The 13,098-nt window shown below is 67.0% G+C and carries 15 protein-coding genes; 5 read left to right on the top strand and 10 right to left on the bottom strand.

Annotated elements, in window-relative coordinates:
* Window positions 1-76 precede the first annotated feature (76 nt).
* From A2G96_RS19210 to mutL, 3 genes are all read right to left on the bottom strand, one after another.
* Complete coding sequence (locus A2G96_RS19210) at window positions 77-601, bottom strand: GNAT family N-acetyltransferase (RefSeq protein WP_062801648.1); 525 nt, start codon at window positions 599-601, stop codon at window positions 77-79.
* 79 nt (window positions 602-680) lie between these two features.
* Complete coding sequence (gene miaA / locus A2G96_RS19205) at window positions 681-1,649, bottom strand: tRNA (adenosine(37)-N6)-dimethylallyltransferase MiaA (protein WP_062801647.1); 969 nt, start codon at window positions 1,647-1,649, stop codon at window positions 681-683.
* A gap of 31 nt (window positions 1,650-1,680) precedes the next feature.
* Window positions 1,681-3,657, bottom strand: a complete 1,977-nt coding sequence (gene mutL, locus A2G96_RS19200) for a DNA mismatch repair endonuclease MutL (protein WP_062801646.1) — start codon at window positions 3,655-3,657, stop codon at window positions 1,681-1,683.
* Between the two features lie 166 nt (window positions 3,658-3,823).
* Here mutL and A2G96_RS19195 point away from each other — a divergent pair, with 166 nt between their 5' ends.
* A complete protein-coding gene (locus A2G96_RS19195; protein WP_062801645.1) occupies window positions 3,824-4,477 on the top strand; it encodes a VTT domain-containing protein in 654 nt (217 codons plus the stop codon).
* A gap of 24 nt (window positions 4,478-4,501) precedes the next feature.
* Here A2G96_RS19195 and A2G96_RS19190 read toward each other — a convergent pair whose 3' ends face one another.
* Together A2G96_RS19190 and murJ are read right to left on the bottom strand one after the other, a co-directional pair.
* Window positions 4,502-5,350 carry a SirB1 family protein gene (locus A2G96_RS19190; protein ID WP_062801644.1) on the bottom strand — a complete coding sequence of 283 codons (849 nt, stop codon included), beginning with the start codon at window positions 5,348-5,350 and terminating at the stop codon, window positions 4,502-4,504.
* Window positions 5,351-5,441: 91 nt separating this feature from the next.
* Window positions 5,442-6,992: a murein biosynthesis integral membrane protein MurJ gene (gene murJ, locus A2G96_RS19185; RefSeq protein WP_062801643.1), complete on the bottom strand. Its 1,551-nt coding sequence runs from the start codon at window positions 6,990-6,992 to the stop codon at window positions 5,442-5,444.
* A gap of 320 nt (window positions 6,993-7,312) precedes the next feature.
* Between murJ and rpsT the strand changes: the two genes are divergently transcribed.
* Window positions 7,313-7,579, top strand: a complete 267-nt coding sequence (rpsT, locus tag A2G96_RS19180) for a 30S ribosomal protein S20 (protein ID WP_006579059.1) — start codon at window positions 7,313-7,315, stop codon at window positions 7,577-7,579.
* A 120-nt stretch (window positions 7,580-7,699) separates the two neighbouring features.
* Here rpsT and A2G96_RS19175 read toward each other — a convergent pair whose 3' ends face one another.
* Window positions 7,700-7,999 carry a DUF3579 domain-containing protein gene (locus A2G96_RS19175; protein ID WP_012353767.1) on the bottom strand — a complete coding sequence of 100 codons (300 nt, stop codon included), beginning with the start codon at window positions 7,997-7,999 and terminating at the stop codon, window positions 7,700-7,702.
* Window positions 8,000-8,441: 442 nt separating this feature from the next.
* Between A2G96_RS19175 and argF the strand changes: the two genes are divergently transcribed.
* Together argF and ppnP are read left to right on the top strand one after the other, a co-directional pair.
* The gene (argF, locus tag A2G96_RS19170) at window positions 8,442-9,365 is read left to right on the top strand and encodes an ornithine carbamoyltransferase (RefSeq protein WP_062801642.1); all 924 of its coding nucleotides are present in this window, start codon (window positions 8,442-8,444) and stop codon (window positions 9,363-9,365) included.
* Window positions 9,366-9,444: 79 nt separating this feature from the next.
* Complete coding sequence (gene ppnP, locus A2G96_RS19165; RefSeq protein ID WP_062801641.1) at window positions 9,445-9,756, top strand: pyrimidine/purine nucleoside phosphorylase; 312 nt, start codon at window positions 9,445-9,447, stop codon at window positions 9,754-9,756.
* 30 nt (window positions 9,757-9,786) lie between these two features.
* Here ppnP and murB read toward each other — a convergent pair whose 3' ends face one another.
* A complete protein-coding gene (gene murB, locus A2G96_RS19160) occupies window positions 9,787-10,806 on the bottom strand; it encodes a UDP-N-acetylmuramate dehydrogenase (RefSeq protein WP_062801640.1) in 1,020 nt (339 codons plus the stop codon).
* Window positions 10,807-10,928: 122 nt separating this feature from the next.
* Between murB and A2G96_RS19155 the strand changes: the two genes are divergently transcribed.
* A complete protein-coding gene (locus A2G96_RS19155) occupies window positions 10,929-11,414 on the top strand; it encodes a YajQ family cyclic di-GMP-binding protein (protein ID WP_012353763.1) in 486 nt (161 codons plus the stop codon).
* Window positions 11,415-11,461: 47 nt separating this feature from the next.
* Here the strand turns inward: A2G96_RS19155 and A2G96_RS19150 are convergent, their stop codons facing one another.
* The 3 genes from A2G96_RS19150 to A2G96_RS19140 form a co-directional block, all read right to left on the bottom strand.
* Window positions 11,462-11,914 carry a DUF192 domain-containing protein gene (locus A2G96_RS19150; RefSeq protein WP_062801639.1) on the bottom strand — a complete coding sequence of 151 codons (453 nt, stop codon included), beginning with the start codon at window positions 11,912-11,914 and terminating at the stop codon, window positions 11,462-11,464.
* Window positions 11,915-12,085: 171 nt separating this feature from the next.
* Window positions 12,086-12,295, bottom strand: coding sequence for a hypothetical protein (locus A2G96_RS19145; RefSeq protein ID WP_062801638.1), 210 nt, complete (start codon window positions 12,293-12,295; stop codon window positions 12,086-12,088).
* A 107-nt stretch (window positions 12,296-12,402) separates the two neighbouring features.
* On the bottom strand, window positions 12,403-13,065 hold the full coding sequence (locus A2G96_RS19140) for a pseudouridine synthase (RefSeq protein ID WP_062801637.1): 663 nt from the start codon (window positions 13,063-13,065) through the stop codon (window positions 12,403-12,405).
* Window positions 13,066-13,098 lie beyond the last annotated feature (33 nt).

Genomic DNA, 13,098 nt, shown 5'->3' with positions numbered 1-13,098 from the left:
AAAAGACAGTTGGTGCTGCCATTGTATGGCGGTTCGGCATCAAGTGTATAACACCGACGGTGGACCGGTCGCCGTCTTATGCAGCGCCGAGCCGGTCCAGTGCGGCGCCGGTCACGCGGCAGATGCGCCAGTCGGGCATCACGTCGGCGCCCATGGCCCGGTAGAAGTCGATCGACGGCTGGTTCCAGTCCAGCACCGACCATTCGAAGCGGCCGCAGCCGCGCTCGATCGCGAGCGCGGCCAGATGCTTGAGCAGCGCCTTGCCCAGGCCGTGCCCGCGCCAGGCCGGATCGACGTAAAGGTCTTCCAGGTAGAGGCCCGGCTTGGCCAGGAAGGTCGAGAAGTTGTGGAAGAAGAGGGCAAAGCCGACCGCCTTCCGGCCTGCATTGCCGCCCGCATTGCCGCCAACATCGGTGTCGACTTCCACCAGCACGGCCTCGGCATGCGGCGTGGCGCCGAACAGCGCCGCCTCGATCTTCTGCGGCGTGGCTTCGACCAGATGGGTCAGCTTTTCGTATTCGGCCAGCGCCAGGATCAGGTTGAACAGGGTTTCGCTGTCGGCGGCGGTGGCGGGGCGCAGCGTGAAGGTGGGGTTGGACATGCGGGTCGGCCTTGCGAGGTCAGGGATCGGCAATTATCGCCTGTCCGTCACTCGCCATGCCAGCCGGCATGCCGCCGGATCAGTGGCCGAAGTCCGCCAGCCAGCGCACCTGGTCGACATAATCGGGCGCCAGGCAATCCACCACCAGCCGCTCGGGCGTGCTGCGCAGCCAGGTCAGCTGGCGCTTGCACAGCTGGCGCGTGGCGGCGATGCCGCGCTCGCGCATGGTGGCAAAGTCGGCCTCGCCGTCCAGGTATTCCCACACCTGGCGGTAGCCGACGCAGCGGATCGACGGCAGCCCCGGATGCAGGTCGCCGCGCGCGCGCAGCCGCTCGACCTCTTCGACAAAGCCGTGCGCCAGCATGGCGTCATAGCGTTGGGCGATGCGGGCATGCAGCGCCAGCCGGTCCGACGGTTCCAGCGCGATCACGCGGTAGCGCTGGTCGGCCGCGCCGGCAAAGGTGCGGCCCTCGGCCTGGCGTGCCAGCAGCGCCGACATCGGCTGGCCGGACAGCCGGTGGATTTCGAGCGCGCGCTGGATGCGCTGCGCGTCATTGGGCGCGAGCCGCGCCGCGGTGACCGGGTCGACCTCTGCCAGCATCGCATGCAGCGCCGGCCAGCCGCGTTCGGTGGCGAGCTGGTCGAGCTCGGCGCGCAGCGCGGCGTCGGCTTGCGGCAGGTCGTTGAGCCCCTGCGTCAGCGCCTTGTAATACAGCATGGTGCCGCCCACGATCAGCGGCACATGGCCGCGCGCGCGGATTTGCGCGACCAGCCGTTCGGCATCGGCGACGAACTGCGCGGCCGAGTAGCTGTCGGCCGGGTCGATGATGTCGATCAGGTGGTGCGGCGCCACGGCCAGTTCTTCGCGCGTGGGCTTGGCGGTGCCGATATCCATCTCGCGGTACACCAGCGCCGAGTCCAGGCTGATGATCTCCACCGGCGCGTCGGCCGCCAGCGCCAGCGCGGCGGCGGTCTTGCCCGACGCGGTGGGGCCGAGCAGGCAGACCACGGGCGGGTGCGAGGCGGAATCGGGGGGCACGGCGGACATCGAAAGCCTTGGATCGAAGATGCGAGCGCGCCTATTGCCCGCGCATAAAGAGCCGGTCGAGCTCGGTCACGGTCAGCTGCACCCAGGTGGGCCGGCCGTGGTTGCACTGGTCGGCGCGCTCGGTCTGCTCCATCTGGCGCAGCAGCGCGTTCATTTCCTCGACCGTGAGCTTGCGGTTGGCGCGCACCGCGCTGTGGCAGGCCAGCGTGGCGAGCAGCTCGTTGCGACGCTCGGCCAGCACGCGCGAGCCGCCGTAGGCGTGCAGGTCGCGCAGCACGTCGCGCGCCAGCGCCTCGGCATCGGCCTGCTGCAGCAGCGCCGGCACCGCGCGCACCGCCAGCGTGGTCGGCGACACCGGGGCGATATCGAAGCCCAGCAGCGTCAGCGTCTGCTGGTGTTCTTCGGCCACGCCGATCTCGACCGGGCTGGCGGTCAGTGTGACCGGGATCAGCAGCGGCTGCACCGCCAGTTCGCGCGCGTCCAGTGCGGCCTTGATCTGCTCGTAGAGGATGCGCTCGTGCGCCGCGTGCATGTCGACCAGCACCAGCCCGCGCGCATTCTGCGCCAGCACGTAGATGCCGTGCAGCTGGGCGATGGCATAGCCGAGCGGATGTTCGTCGGCGGCGCCGGGCTCGTCAGGCGCCGGCGCCAGCCGGTCCAGCAGGCCGGGCGGATCGCCGGCGCGCGCGGCCTGGACGTCGGCCAGCCATGCCGGCGGTTGCGCCGACGCGCCGGCCCAGCCGCCCGAGGGCGTTGCGGGTGCGCCGTAGGGGCGTGGCGCCGGTGCGGTCGCCTCGCGCACCATGCCCAGGTAGGCCTGGCGCGGCTGGGCGATGCCCAGTTCGGTCTGGCGCGCCGCGGAATAGTTGATCCACTGGCCCGGACCGCCGGCGCCAGGACGCGCCGCAGCCGCCGGCGTCGCGGCGCCCGGCGGCAGCGTGATCTCGTCGTCGGCATCGGTATGCAGGCTGTCGCCGTTGGCACCGGCCTGGCGTGCCAGGCAGCGCTGCACCGCGTGGTAGACAAACTGGTGCACGGCGCGCGATTCGCGGAAGCGCACTTCGATCTTGGACGGGTGCACGTTGACGTCGACCATCTCCGGCGGCAGGTCCAGGCACAGCACATACGACGGGAAGCGGTCGCCGTGCAGCACGTCCTGGTAGGCGCTGCGCACCGCATGGTTGAGCAGCTTGTCGCGCACGAAGCGGCCGTTGACAAAGAAGTACTGCTGGTCCGGCCGCCCGCGCGAGGCGGTCGGTAGCCCGGCAAAGCCGTACAGGCTCAGGGTGTCGGCGTGCTCGTCCAGCGCCAGCCGGGCGCGGGCGAAGTCGCTGCCCAGCACCTGCGCCGTGCGCGTGGCGACGTCGCCGGCATTCCAGTGCTCAAGCGGCTTGCCGTTGTGGTGGACCGAGATGGTCACGTCCGGCCGTGCCAGCGCGACGCGCCGGACCATCTCCAGGCAATGGCCCAGCTCGGTTTGTTCGGTCTTGAGGAACTTTCTGCGCGCCGGCGTGTTGAAGTAGAGGTGCTGCACGTCGACCGTGGTGCCGACGCCGCCGGAGGCGGGCTGGACCGCACCGGAATCGGCGCTGACCTGGGTGGCGTGGGCATCGGCCGCGGTGCGGCTGGTCAGAGACATCTGCGACACCGACGCGATCGAGGCCAGCGCCTCGCCGCGGAAGCCCAGCGTCAGCACCGATTCGAGTTCGTCGAGCGAGGCGATCTTGCTGGTGGCGTGCCGCATCAGCGCCACCGGCAGCTCGGCGGCGGGAATGCCGCAGCCGTTATCGGTGATGACGATGCGTCGCACGCCGCCTTCCTCCAGCCGGATGCCGAGCTGCGTGGCGCCGGCATCGAGCGCGTTCTCCAGCAGTTCCTTGACCACGGACGCCGGCCGTTCGACCACTTCGCCGGCGGCGATCTGGCTGATGAGCTGGTCCGGCAGCGGCCGGATCGGGCGCGGCTGCTGGGTGGTGCGCAAGGCAGTGCTGGAAGGGGAGGCGGGCATCCGGCGATTATACGTGCACGTTCCCCCACGCAGACGGGTTGCCGAGGAGGGGGAAAGGGGCGGCCGCTCTTGTATGATTCAGGCCATGGCGGCGCGGATCGGACACCCGCGCCGCATTGAAAGAAAACCGTCAAACCACCACACGGGGAACGACTTGGATCTCGCTTTGCAGCTCATCGACATGCTGGTGCATGTCGACAAATATCTCGGCACGGTCATCGACCAGTACGGCCACTGGGTCTATGCCATCCTGTTCCTGATCGTCTTTGCCGAAACCGGGCTGGTGGTGCTGCCGTTCCTGCCGGGCGACTCGCTGCTGTTTATCGCCGGCGCCTTCTGCGCGACCGGCGCCATGAACGAATGGGTGCTGATCGGCCTGCTGCTGGTCGCGGCCATCTCAGGCAATACCGTCAACTACTTCGTCGGCAGCTGGATCGGGCCCAAGGTGTTCGACCACCAGTGGCGCTTCCTGGACCAGGATGCCTTGCGCCGCACCCATGACTTCTATGAGCGGCATGGCGGCAAGACCCTGGTGATGGCGCGCTTCGTGCCGATCGTGCGCACCTTCGCGCCGTTCGTCGCCGGGGTGTCGCAGATGACCTTCGCGCGCTTCCAGATGTTCAACGTGGTCGGCGCAGTGGCATGGGTGGTCGGCCTGGTGTTTGCCGGCTACTTCTTCGGCAACCTGCCGTTTATCCGCCAGTACCTGAACCTGATCGTGCTGGCCGGCATCGGCGCGGCGGTGGTGCCGCTGGTGCTGGGCGGGCTGTGGAAGCTGGTGCGCGGCAACCGCCGCCGGCCCACGCGCGTCGAGCGCTGAGCCGCATGAGTCAAGCCCGCCGCCTCAGCTGAGGCTGCGGCTCATCATCCGCAGCGCGGGCATGCGCTCGCGGATCTGGCCGATATCGGCGGCGTCGGGGCGGGCCTGGACATAGGCTTCCAGGTCGGCCAGCGCGGGGCGGAAGCACTCCAGGTTGGCATAGGCCAGGCCCCGGTCGCGCACTTCCTCGATCGAACCCGGCAGCAGGATCACCAGCCGGTTCTGCACCGCCAGCAGCCGCTGCCAGCGCGACTCCTGCAGATAGATCGCCTTCAGGTTGCGCAGCATGCGCGCGATGATCTCGCGATGGCTGGCCGCGCGCAGGAACAGCCCCAGCGGCACCTGGCTGGCATCGCTGATACCTTCGCGCTCCAGGTACGGGTCCAGCATCTCCTGCAGCTGTTCCTTCGACAGGGTTTCGCCGGTGAGCGGGTCCAGTATCACTTCGCCGGCCGGGATCGTCATCCGCAGCAGGAAATGGTTGGGGAACGACACGCCCTTGAGCGGCAGGCCGATCTGCTGGCCCAGCTCCATATGCAGCACCGCGAGCGAGATCGGGATGCCGCGGCGCTGGCGCAGCACCACGTTCAGGTAGGAGTTGTCGGGGTCGTAGTAGTCGTTCGCGTTGGCGCCGAAGCCCAGATCGCGATAGAAGAAATGGTTCAGCAGCCGCAGCCGCTGGATCGCGGGGGTGCCTTCGGCAATCCGCCGCTTCAGCCGCAGCGCCAGCACGTCCAGCGCCGCCAGCTCGCCCTGCAGGTCCAGGTCTGGGTAGGCATCCTGCGCGATGGACAGCGCGGTTTCGGTCAGCGGGATGCCGTTTTCGTCGGCCACGAGGCTGGCGAAATAATCCAGGACTTTGGTGGATGTCATGTCGGTTTCCCGGTGCAGCCGCCGGCACCGCGCGCAGCGTGGGTCACCCATGCCAGGCCGTCAGCCGGCAATGGCAGTTGCCGCTGACCCATCAGCCGGCCCGGCGCCTGAAGGCAGAGTAGCGCAGTCCCATGAGCCACAGTGTACCGAAGTAGACCACCGCTGCAAGTACCAGGCACGAAGCCAGCAGCGCAATGCGCAGCAGCGGCGTCGCGCCCAGGCCGATCCAGTCGAAGTTGCGCGCGAACCAGAGCAGCATGCCGGACAGCAGCAGCACCGACGCGCTCAGCTGCGCCAGGAACAGCCACCAGCCCGGCGCCGGGCGGTACAGGCCGCGCCGGCGCAGGCCGAAGAACAGCAGCAGTGCGTTGAGCGTGGCCCCGGCGCTGATCGACAGCGCCAGCCCGGCATGGCCGATCCAGGGCACGAACGCCACGTTGCAGGCCTGCGTGATCACCAGCACCAGCAGCGCGATCTTGACCGGCGTGCGGATATCCTGGCGCGCATAGAAGCCCGGCGCGAGGATCTTGATCGAAATCAGGCCTATCAGGCCCACGCCGTACGAGACCAGCGCCTGCCGCGTCATCTCGACCGCATGGGCGTCGAACTTGCCATAGTTGAACAGCACCGCGGTCAGCGGCGCGCCGAACACGAACAGCCCGACCGCGCACGGCACGGCCAGCAGGAACGTCAGGCGCAGGCCCCAGTCGAGCAGGCTCGAGTACTCGGCATGGTCGCCCGAGGCGTTGGCCCTGGACAGGCTCGGCAGCAGGATCGTCGCCAGCGCGACGCCCAGCAGCGCGGTCGGGAATTCCATCAGCCGGTCGGCATAGGTCAGGTAAGAAACACTGCCCGCCGCCAGCCGCGAGGCGATATTGGTATTGATGATCAGGCTGACCTGCGCCACCGACACCGCCAGCAGCGCCGGCCCCATCTGGCGCAGGATGCGGCGCACGCCCGGGTCAGACCACGCCGCGCGCAGGTTGAAGCGGATGCGCGGCATCACCCCCAGGCGCCGTAGCGCCGGCACCTGGATCGCCAGCTGCAGCACGCCGCCGATCAGCACCCCCCACGCCTGCGCGTAGATAGGCTGCTCCATGTGGGGGCCGACGAACAGCGCCGCCACGATCAGGCACAGGTTGAGCAGCACCGGCGTAAAGGCCGGCACCGCGAACTTGCGCCAGGTATTGAGGATGCCCGACGCCAGCGCCACCAGCGAGATCAGCCCGATATACGGGAACATCACCCGCGTCATGAACACGGCCGCGGTATAGGTATCGGCCTGCCCGCGAAAACCCGTGGCGACCACCGTCATCACCAGCGGCGCGCCGATCACGCCGAGCAGCGACACGGCCATCAGCAACCAGGTCATCACGGTGGCGACCGCGTCGATCAGGGCCTTGGTCGGGGCATCGCCGCGCTTGGTGTGGTATTCGCCGAGGATCGGCACGAACGCCTGCGAGAACGCGCCTTCGCCGAAGATGCGGCGCAGCAGGTTGGGAATGCGGAACGCCACGTTGAACGCGTCGGTCATGTCCGACGCGCCGAAGGCGCGGGCGATCAGGATCTCGCGCACCAGGCCAGTGATGCGCGAGAGCATCGTCAGGCTGCTGATGGTGGCGAGCGCTTTGAGCAGGTTCAAGATGCGGACGGGTGCGGGAACGGTGGGCCGGTGCCGTCGGCACCGCGAGCTTCTTGAGACGCGGTCCGGGCAGTAAAGTTGCCGGCGCGCCACGTGGCCCGGCAGAATGTGGCGCTTATTATACGGATCGCGCCGCGGCGCCCGGCCTGCGCCGGCAAAGTCCCGGCGGTCTTGTCACATGCTCCGGCATCTGTGTATAATTGCCGATTCACAAGGACAGTTGCGTTCCGGATTCGTGTGTCAGTGCATCCCGGGTCGCTCGATATGACTTAATTGTTGTGTCCCCCGCGGCACGCATCTGAATTCAGGATATTTTTTACATGGCAAATTCCGCACAAGCCCGCAAGCGCGCCCGCCAGGCCGTTGCCCAGAACGCTCACAACTCCAGCCTGCGTTCGCGTCTGCGCACCGCCGTCAAGGCCGTCCGCAAGGCCATCGACGCTGGCGACAAGGCCGCAGCCGCCGAGATCTTCAAGAACTCGCAAGCCGTGATCGACAGCATCGCCGACAAGAAGATCGTGCACAAGAACAAGGCGGCACGTCACAAGTCGCGCCTGTCGGCCGCGATCAAGGCCATGGCTGCCTGATAGCAAACTGATAGCTGCCCGGGCCGCTCCAGCGGCCCAGCATGGGCGGATGCCACGGCATGCCGCCATAAAAAAAGCTCGTCATCCGACGAGCTTTTTTGCTTTCCGGCGTCGCCGGGCTTATTCGAGCGAGCAGGCTTCGACCAGCTGCAGGTTGTTGTCGCGGGCGAAGTTGAGCACGAAGTCCAGCGCCTTGGGTTCGATGTCGCGCAGGCGCACGTCCACCACCACGCATTTGACGTTGCCGGCAAAGATCGGCCGCACATACGGCGAGTACGTCAGGCGCGGGTCGCCGCTGTCGCCTTCGGGGCGGAACTGCGCCATTACGCCGCACAGTCGTTCAGCCCAGTCGCTCGGGCGGAAGGTCTTGCCTTCCTTGGTAATGCCTTGGATAAAGTATTCGCGAACGTTGGGGTTCATGAGGCTGGACACTGCGGGTGAGGCGGATGACTCGACGGTAAGCCCGCTGGACGGGGCGCCCGTTTGACGCGGCCGGGACGCGATTGGTTCGCGCTGGTTCCAGCCGGAAGGCGGGGCGTCGGTGTCCTGCAGGGGCACTTTTGATGCCGGCGGCGGGCACTGGCATGGGTATGCCGGGCCCCGCGTGAATCAGCCAGTATTATATCTTATATAAGAGTTGCGCATAAGGGCGAAATCCTGTCAGGAAGCTGTCAGCGCAATGGTGCGGCAGGCCGCAGGCGGGTTGATCCGGGCTCGCCAAAGCAGAAATAATCCCTTATGATCCTTGCAGTTAAATTGCGTATGCGACGCGAAAGGCGGCTCCGCGACGCGCTTCGATCATGAACGGTTTGCAAGAACAGTTCGTGACGGCGTGTCCCCACCGAGCCGCCTTCTTTGTTTTATGAGCTCAACCCCGATCAAGCATTACCTCCAGTTCAGCGACTTCACTCCCGACGAGTACGAGTACCTGCTGGACCGCGCGCGGATCCTGAAGGCCAAGTTCAAGAACTACGAGACCTGGCACCCGCTGCATGACCGCACGCTGGCCATGATCTTCGAGAAGAATTCCACGCGTACGCGCCTGTCGTTCGAAGCCGGCATCCACCAGCTCGGCGGCCACGCGGTGTTCCTGAACACGCGCGACTCGCAGCTGGGCCGCGGCGAGCCGATCGAGGATGCGGCGCAGGTGATCTCGCGCATGGTCGACATCATCATGATCCGCACCTTCGGCCAGGACATCATCGATCGCTTCGCCGCGCATTCGCGCGTGCCGGTGATCAACGGCCTGACCAACGAATACCACCCGTGCCAGGTGCTGGCCGACGTCTTCACCTATATCGAGCAGCGCGGCAGCATCCGCGGCAAGACGGTGGCGTGGATCGGCGACGCCAACAACATGGCGTACACCTGGATCCAGGCCGCCGAGCGCCTCGGTTTCACCTTCCATTTCTCGGCACCCGCTGGCTATCAGCTGGACCCGGCCATGGTGCCGGCATCCGCGTCCGGGCTGGTCAAGGTCTTCGACGACCCGCTCGCGGCCTGCCAGGGCGCCAGCCTGGTCACCACCGACGTGTGGACCAGCATGGGCTTCGAGGCCGAGAACGACGCCCGCAAGCGCGCCTTCAAGGACTGGATGGTCACCACCGCGATGATGGACCGCGCCGAGCCCGACGCGCTCTTCATGCATTGCCTGCCGGCGCACCGCGGCGAGGAAGTCGAGGCCGCCGTGATCGACGGCCCCAAGAGCGTGGTCTGGGACGAGGCGGAGAACCGCCTGCACGTGCAGAAGGCGCTGATGGAATACCTGCTCTGCGGCCGCTACTGAGCGCGCCCGGGGTGAACAGGAGAGGGGCCGTTGCGGCCCCTCTTTTTACGTCTTTCGCAAGACACCCAAGGAGATGGAAGTGAGCCAGTTCGACAACGTATCGGTCGTCAAGAAAGCCAACCTGTATTTCGACGGCAAGTGCGTGAGCCACACCGTGCTGTTCCCTGACGGCACCCGCAAGACGCTGGGCGTGATTTTCCCGGCCTCGCTGACCTTCAACACCGGCGCGCCGGAAATCATGGAAATCAACGCCGGCAGCTGCCGCGTGCGCCTGGCCGGCTCGGAAGACTGGCAGACCTACGGCGCCGGCCAGCAGTTCAGCGTGCCGGGCAACAGCAGCTTCGACATCGAGGTGCAGGAGACGCTGGACTACGTCTGCCACTTCGCGTGACAGTCGCGGCGGGCCGCTGGCCCGCCAGCTTTACAGCACCACCGGCTCGGGCTCGATGCGCACGCCGTAGCGGGCCTGCACGGTATCGGCGATGCGGTTGGCCAGCGCCAGCAGCATCGCGCCGGTGCCGCCGCCGTGGTGCACCAGCACCAGCGCCTGCTTGCCATAGACGCCCACCGGGCCGTCGCTCACGCCCTTGAAGCCGCAGCGGTCGATCAGCCAGCCGGCCGCCAGCTTGTACGAGCCGTCGGGCTGCGCATAGCTGACCAGGTCCGGATGCGCCTGCAGCAAGGCGTCGCGTTGCGCGGCGCTGACCAGCGGGTTCTTGAAGAAGCTGCCGGCATTGCCCAGCTGCGCGGGATCGGGCAGCTTGCGCGAGCGGATCGCGACCACGGCGTCGCGGATGGAGGCCGCGTCTGGTGCGGCCTGGCCGTCGAGTTCGCGCGCCAGTTCGCCGTACGACAGCACCGGCTGCCATGCCTTCGGCAGGCGCAGCGTAACCGCGGTAATGATGTAGCGCCCGGCCCCGGCACGCTTGAACAGGCTGTCGCGGTAGCCGAACCCGCACGCTTGCAGGTCCAGCCAGGCGAAGCTGCCGGTGTGCCGGTCATAGGCACGCACGCCGGCAAAGCGCTCGCGCAGTTCCACCCCGTAGGCGCCGATGTTCTGGATCGGCGCCGCACCGGCGGTGCCCGGGATCAGCGCCAGGTTTTCCAGCCCCGGCATGCCGTCGGCGATGGTGCGGTTGACCAGCGCGTTCCAGTTCTCGCCCGCGCCCACGGTGACCAGCCAGGCATCGCCGCCCGCTCCGGGGGCTTCGACCTGGTAACCGGGGATTTCCATCAGCAGCACCAGCGCGTCGAGATCGCCGGTCAGCACGACATTGCTGCCGCCACCCAGCACCACCAGCGGCAGGCCTTCGGCGCGCGGGTCGGCCAGGGCCGCGATCAGGTCGGTCTCGCTGCGCACATGCACTGCAAAGCGCGCGCGCGCATCGAATCCGAATGTATTGTGGCGACGCAGGGGATAGAATTCGTGGAAATCTGCCATGCAAGGGAAAGGTGACGCGGCCGCCGCTGGTGTGCGCGACCCGGAACTGCGAGGTAGGCTGGATTATACGGAAGCGCCGTGCGCGGCCGGCTTCCGGGCATACGGATCACAAGGAGAATGCAATGCCGTCGTTTGACGTAGTGTGCGAAGCGAATATGGTCGAGGTGAAGAACGCCGTCGAGCAGGCCAACAAGGAAATCTCGACTCGCTTCGATTTCAAGGGCTCCGACGCCCGGGTCGAGCACAAGGAAAACGAACTGACCGCCTTTGCCGACGATGATTTCAAGCTGGACCAGGTCAAGGACGTGCTGATCAGCAAGATGGCCAAGCGCAATGTCGACGTGCGCTTCTTGGATTACGGCAAGACCGAGAAGATCAGCGGCGACAAGGTCAAGCAGGTGATCACCATCAAGAAGGGCGTGACCGGCGACCTGTCCAAGAAGATCGTGCGCATGATCAAGGACAGCAAGATCAAGGTACAGGCCAGCATCCAGGGCGACACGGTGCGCGTGTCGGGCACCAAGCGCGACGACCTGCAGAACGTGATCGCCATGCTGCGCAAGGATGTGTCCGAGGCCCCGCTGGACTTCAACAACTTCCGCGACTGAGTGGCACCCGCGCCGGCTCCCTTGCCGGCGCCGCGCGCGGCCGCCGGTCAGCGCGGCTGCGGCAATCCCCCGATTTTCGCGCCGGCCTTGATGCCTTTCTGCGCGAACCACCCCTGGTTCATTTCCAGCGCATAGCGGATCGCCGTCTTGGGGCAATGGTTGTTCTCGGTGCGCGGCGCCATGTCTTCGATATTGACGATGGTGCCGTCGTCGGCCAGGAACGCAATCGACAGCGGCAGTTCGGTATTGCGCATCCAGAAGCAGTGGCCCGCCTTCTGCTCGAACACGAACAGCATGCCGGCGTTCGGCGCCATCGATTTCCGGTACATCAGGCCTTGCTCGCGCGCCGCAGGCGTGGCGGCGACTTCGGCCTGGATCGCATACATGCCCGCGGTCAGCGGCGCCACCGGCAGCGCGCTTTGCGCGTTGGCAACGCCGGCCGCCAGTGTGGCAAGCAGCAGACAGCAGCGTGAGGTCAGGGTCTTCGACAGCAAGGGCATGATGGTCAGTCCGGGAAGGCTCGGCGTCGGGCAGCCGCAAGCATAACGCAGGTTGCACGCGTGGCACGCCGCGCGTGGAACCGCCATCAAACAGAAAAGGCAGGCGCCCTGGGGCGGCCTGCCTTGATTTCTTGATGCCGGCGCACGGCCCGGCAATGGCGCCAGCCGTGGTTACGCGGCCGGGGCTGCGGCAGCAGCGGTTTCCTTCTTCTTGCTGTGCTTCTTGTGGGTGGACTTCTTCTTGGCGGTCTTCTTCGGGGCTTCCTTGGTGGCCGCGGCCGCGGGCGTGGCCGGGGTGGCGGGCTCGGCAGGCGCAGCGGCCTGGGCGAAGGCGCCGGTGGCGAACAGGCCGACAACCAGTGCAGCGATCAGTTTTTTCATGGCGTATTACCTCGAAGGATAAAAGCAGTCGGGAAAGTGGTGACGCGTGGTTGGACGTGTCCCCGACAAGAACGAGGCCGTTGCTGTCAGCGTTGACGGTCGATTTGTTAGCTTTTGTAACGTAAGCACCGCTTGGCGCCGTTCGCCTGTCTGGTCTTGGAGACATGACTGCGCGGGGCTGGTGCGGGGCGCCCTGGGGACGTTGCCAGCGGCAGGCCCGACTCCGCGAGCGGCACCTCGCAGCTTTCGCCGGGCGCGAGCCCGAGCACGCGCAGGTCGAGCGCGCCGATTGCCACCCGGATCAGCCGCAGCGTCGGAAATCCGACCGCCGCCGTCATGCGCCGCACCTGCCGGTTCTTGCCTTCCCGTATCTTTAATTCCAGCCACGACGTCGGAATGGCGGCGCGAAATCGCACCGGCGGATGCCGCGGCCACAGCCAGTCGGGGGCTTCGATGGCGCGCACCGTCGCCGGTTGGGTCACGAAATCGCCAAGATCGACCCCGGCGCGCAAGCGGGCGAGGGCGTCCGCGTCGGCAATGCCTTCGACCTGCGCCAGGTAAGTCTTTTCGAGCTTGTGGCGCGGGTCGGCGATGCGCGCCTGCAGCGTGCCATCGTCCGTCAGCAGCAGCAGGCCCTCGCTGTCGGCATCGAGCCGGCCAGCCGGGTAGACGCCGGGCACCGATACGCACGACGCCAGCGTCGGCCGCGTCGGGTGTTCCGAGAACTGGCTCATGGTGCCAAACGGCTTGTTCAGGGCAATCAGGGTCATGGGGCGCAAGTATGCCGCAGCGGCGCGTGTGCA

It is taken from the genome of Cupriavidus nantongensis, assembly GCF_001598055.1.
GTDB classification, from domain to species: domain Bacteria; phylum Pseudomonadota; class Gammaproteobacteria; order Burkholderiales; family Burkholderiaceae; genus Cupriavidus; species Cupriavidus nantongensis.
This window is presented reverse-complemented; position numbering and strand designations above follow the sequence as displayed.

Coding starts and splice junctions, on each gene's coding strand:
- A2G96_RS19210 (WP_062801648.1), bottom strand. CDS start 601: ATGTCCAACCCCACCTTCACGCTGCGCCCCGCCACCGCCGCCGACAGC.
- miaA (WP_062801647.1), bottom strand. CDS start 1,649: ATGTCCGCCGTGCCCCCCGATTCCGCCTCGCACCCGCCCGTGGTCTGC.
- mutL (WP_062801646.1), bottom strand. CDS start 3,657: ATGCCCGCCTCCCCTTCCAGCACTGCCTTGCGCACCACCCAGCAGCCG.
- A2G96_RS19190 (WP_062801644.1), bottom strand. CDS start 5,350: ATGACATCCACCAAAGTCCTGGATTATTTCGCCAGCCTCGTGGCCGAC.
- rpsT (WP_006579059.1), top strand. CDS start 7,313: ATGGCAAATTCCGCACAAGCCCGCAAGCGCGCCCGCCAGGCCGTTGCC.
- A2G96_RS19175 (WP_012353767.1), bottom strand. CDS start 7,999: ATGAACCCCAACGTTCGCGAATACTTTATCCAAGGCATTACCAAGGAA.
- argF (WP_062801642.1), top strand. CDS start 8,442: ATGAGCTCAACCCCGATCAAGCATTACCTCCAGTTCAGCGACTTCACT.
- murB (WP_062801640.1), bottom strand. CDS start 10,806: ATGGCAGATTTCCACGAATTCTATCCCCTGCGTCGCCACAATACATTC.
- A2G96_RS19155 (WP_012353763.1), top strand. CDS start 10,929: ATGCCGTCGTTTGACGTAGTGTGCGAAGCGAATATGGTCGAGGTGAAG.
- A2G96_RS19150 (WP_062801639.1), bottom strand. CDS start 11,914: ATGCCCTTGCTGTCGAAGACCCTGACCTCACGCTGCTGTCTGCTGCTT.
- A2G96_RS19145 (WP_062801638.1), bottom strand. CDS start 12,295: ATGAAAAAACTGATCGCTGCACTGGTTGTCGGCCTGTTCGCCACCGGC.
- A2G96_RS19140 (WP_062801637.1), bottom strand. CDS start 13,065: ATGACCCTGATTGCCCTGAACAAGCCGTTTGGCACCATGAGCCAGTTC.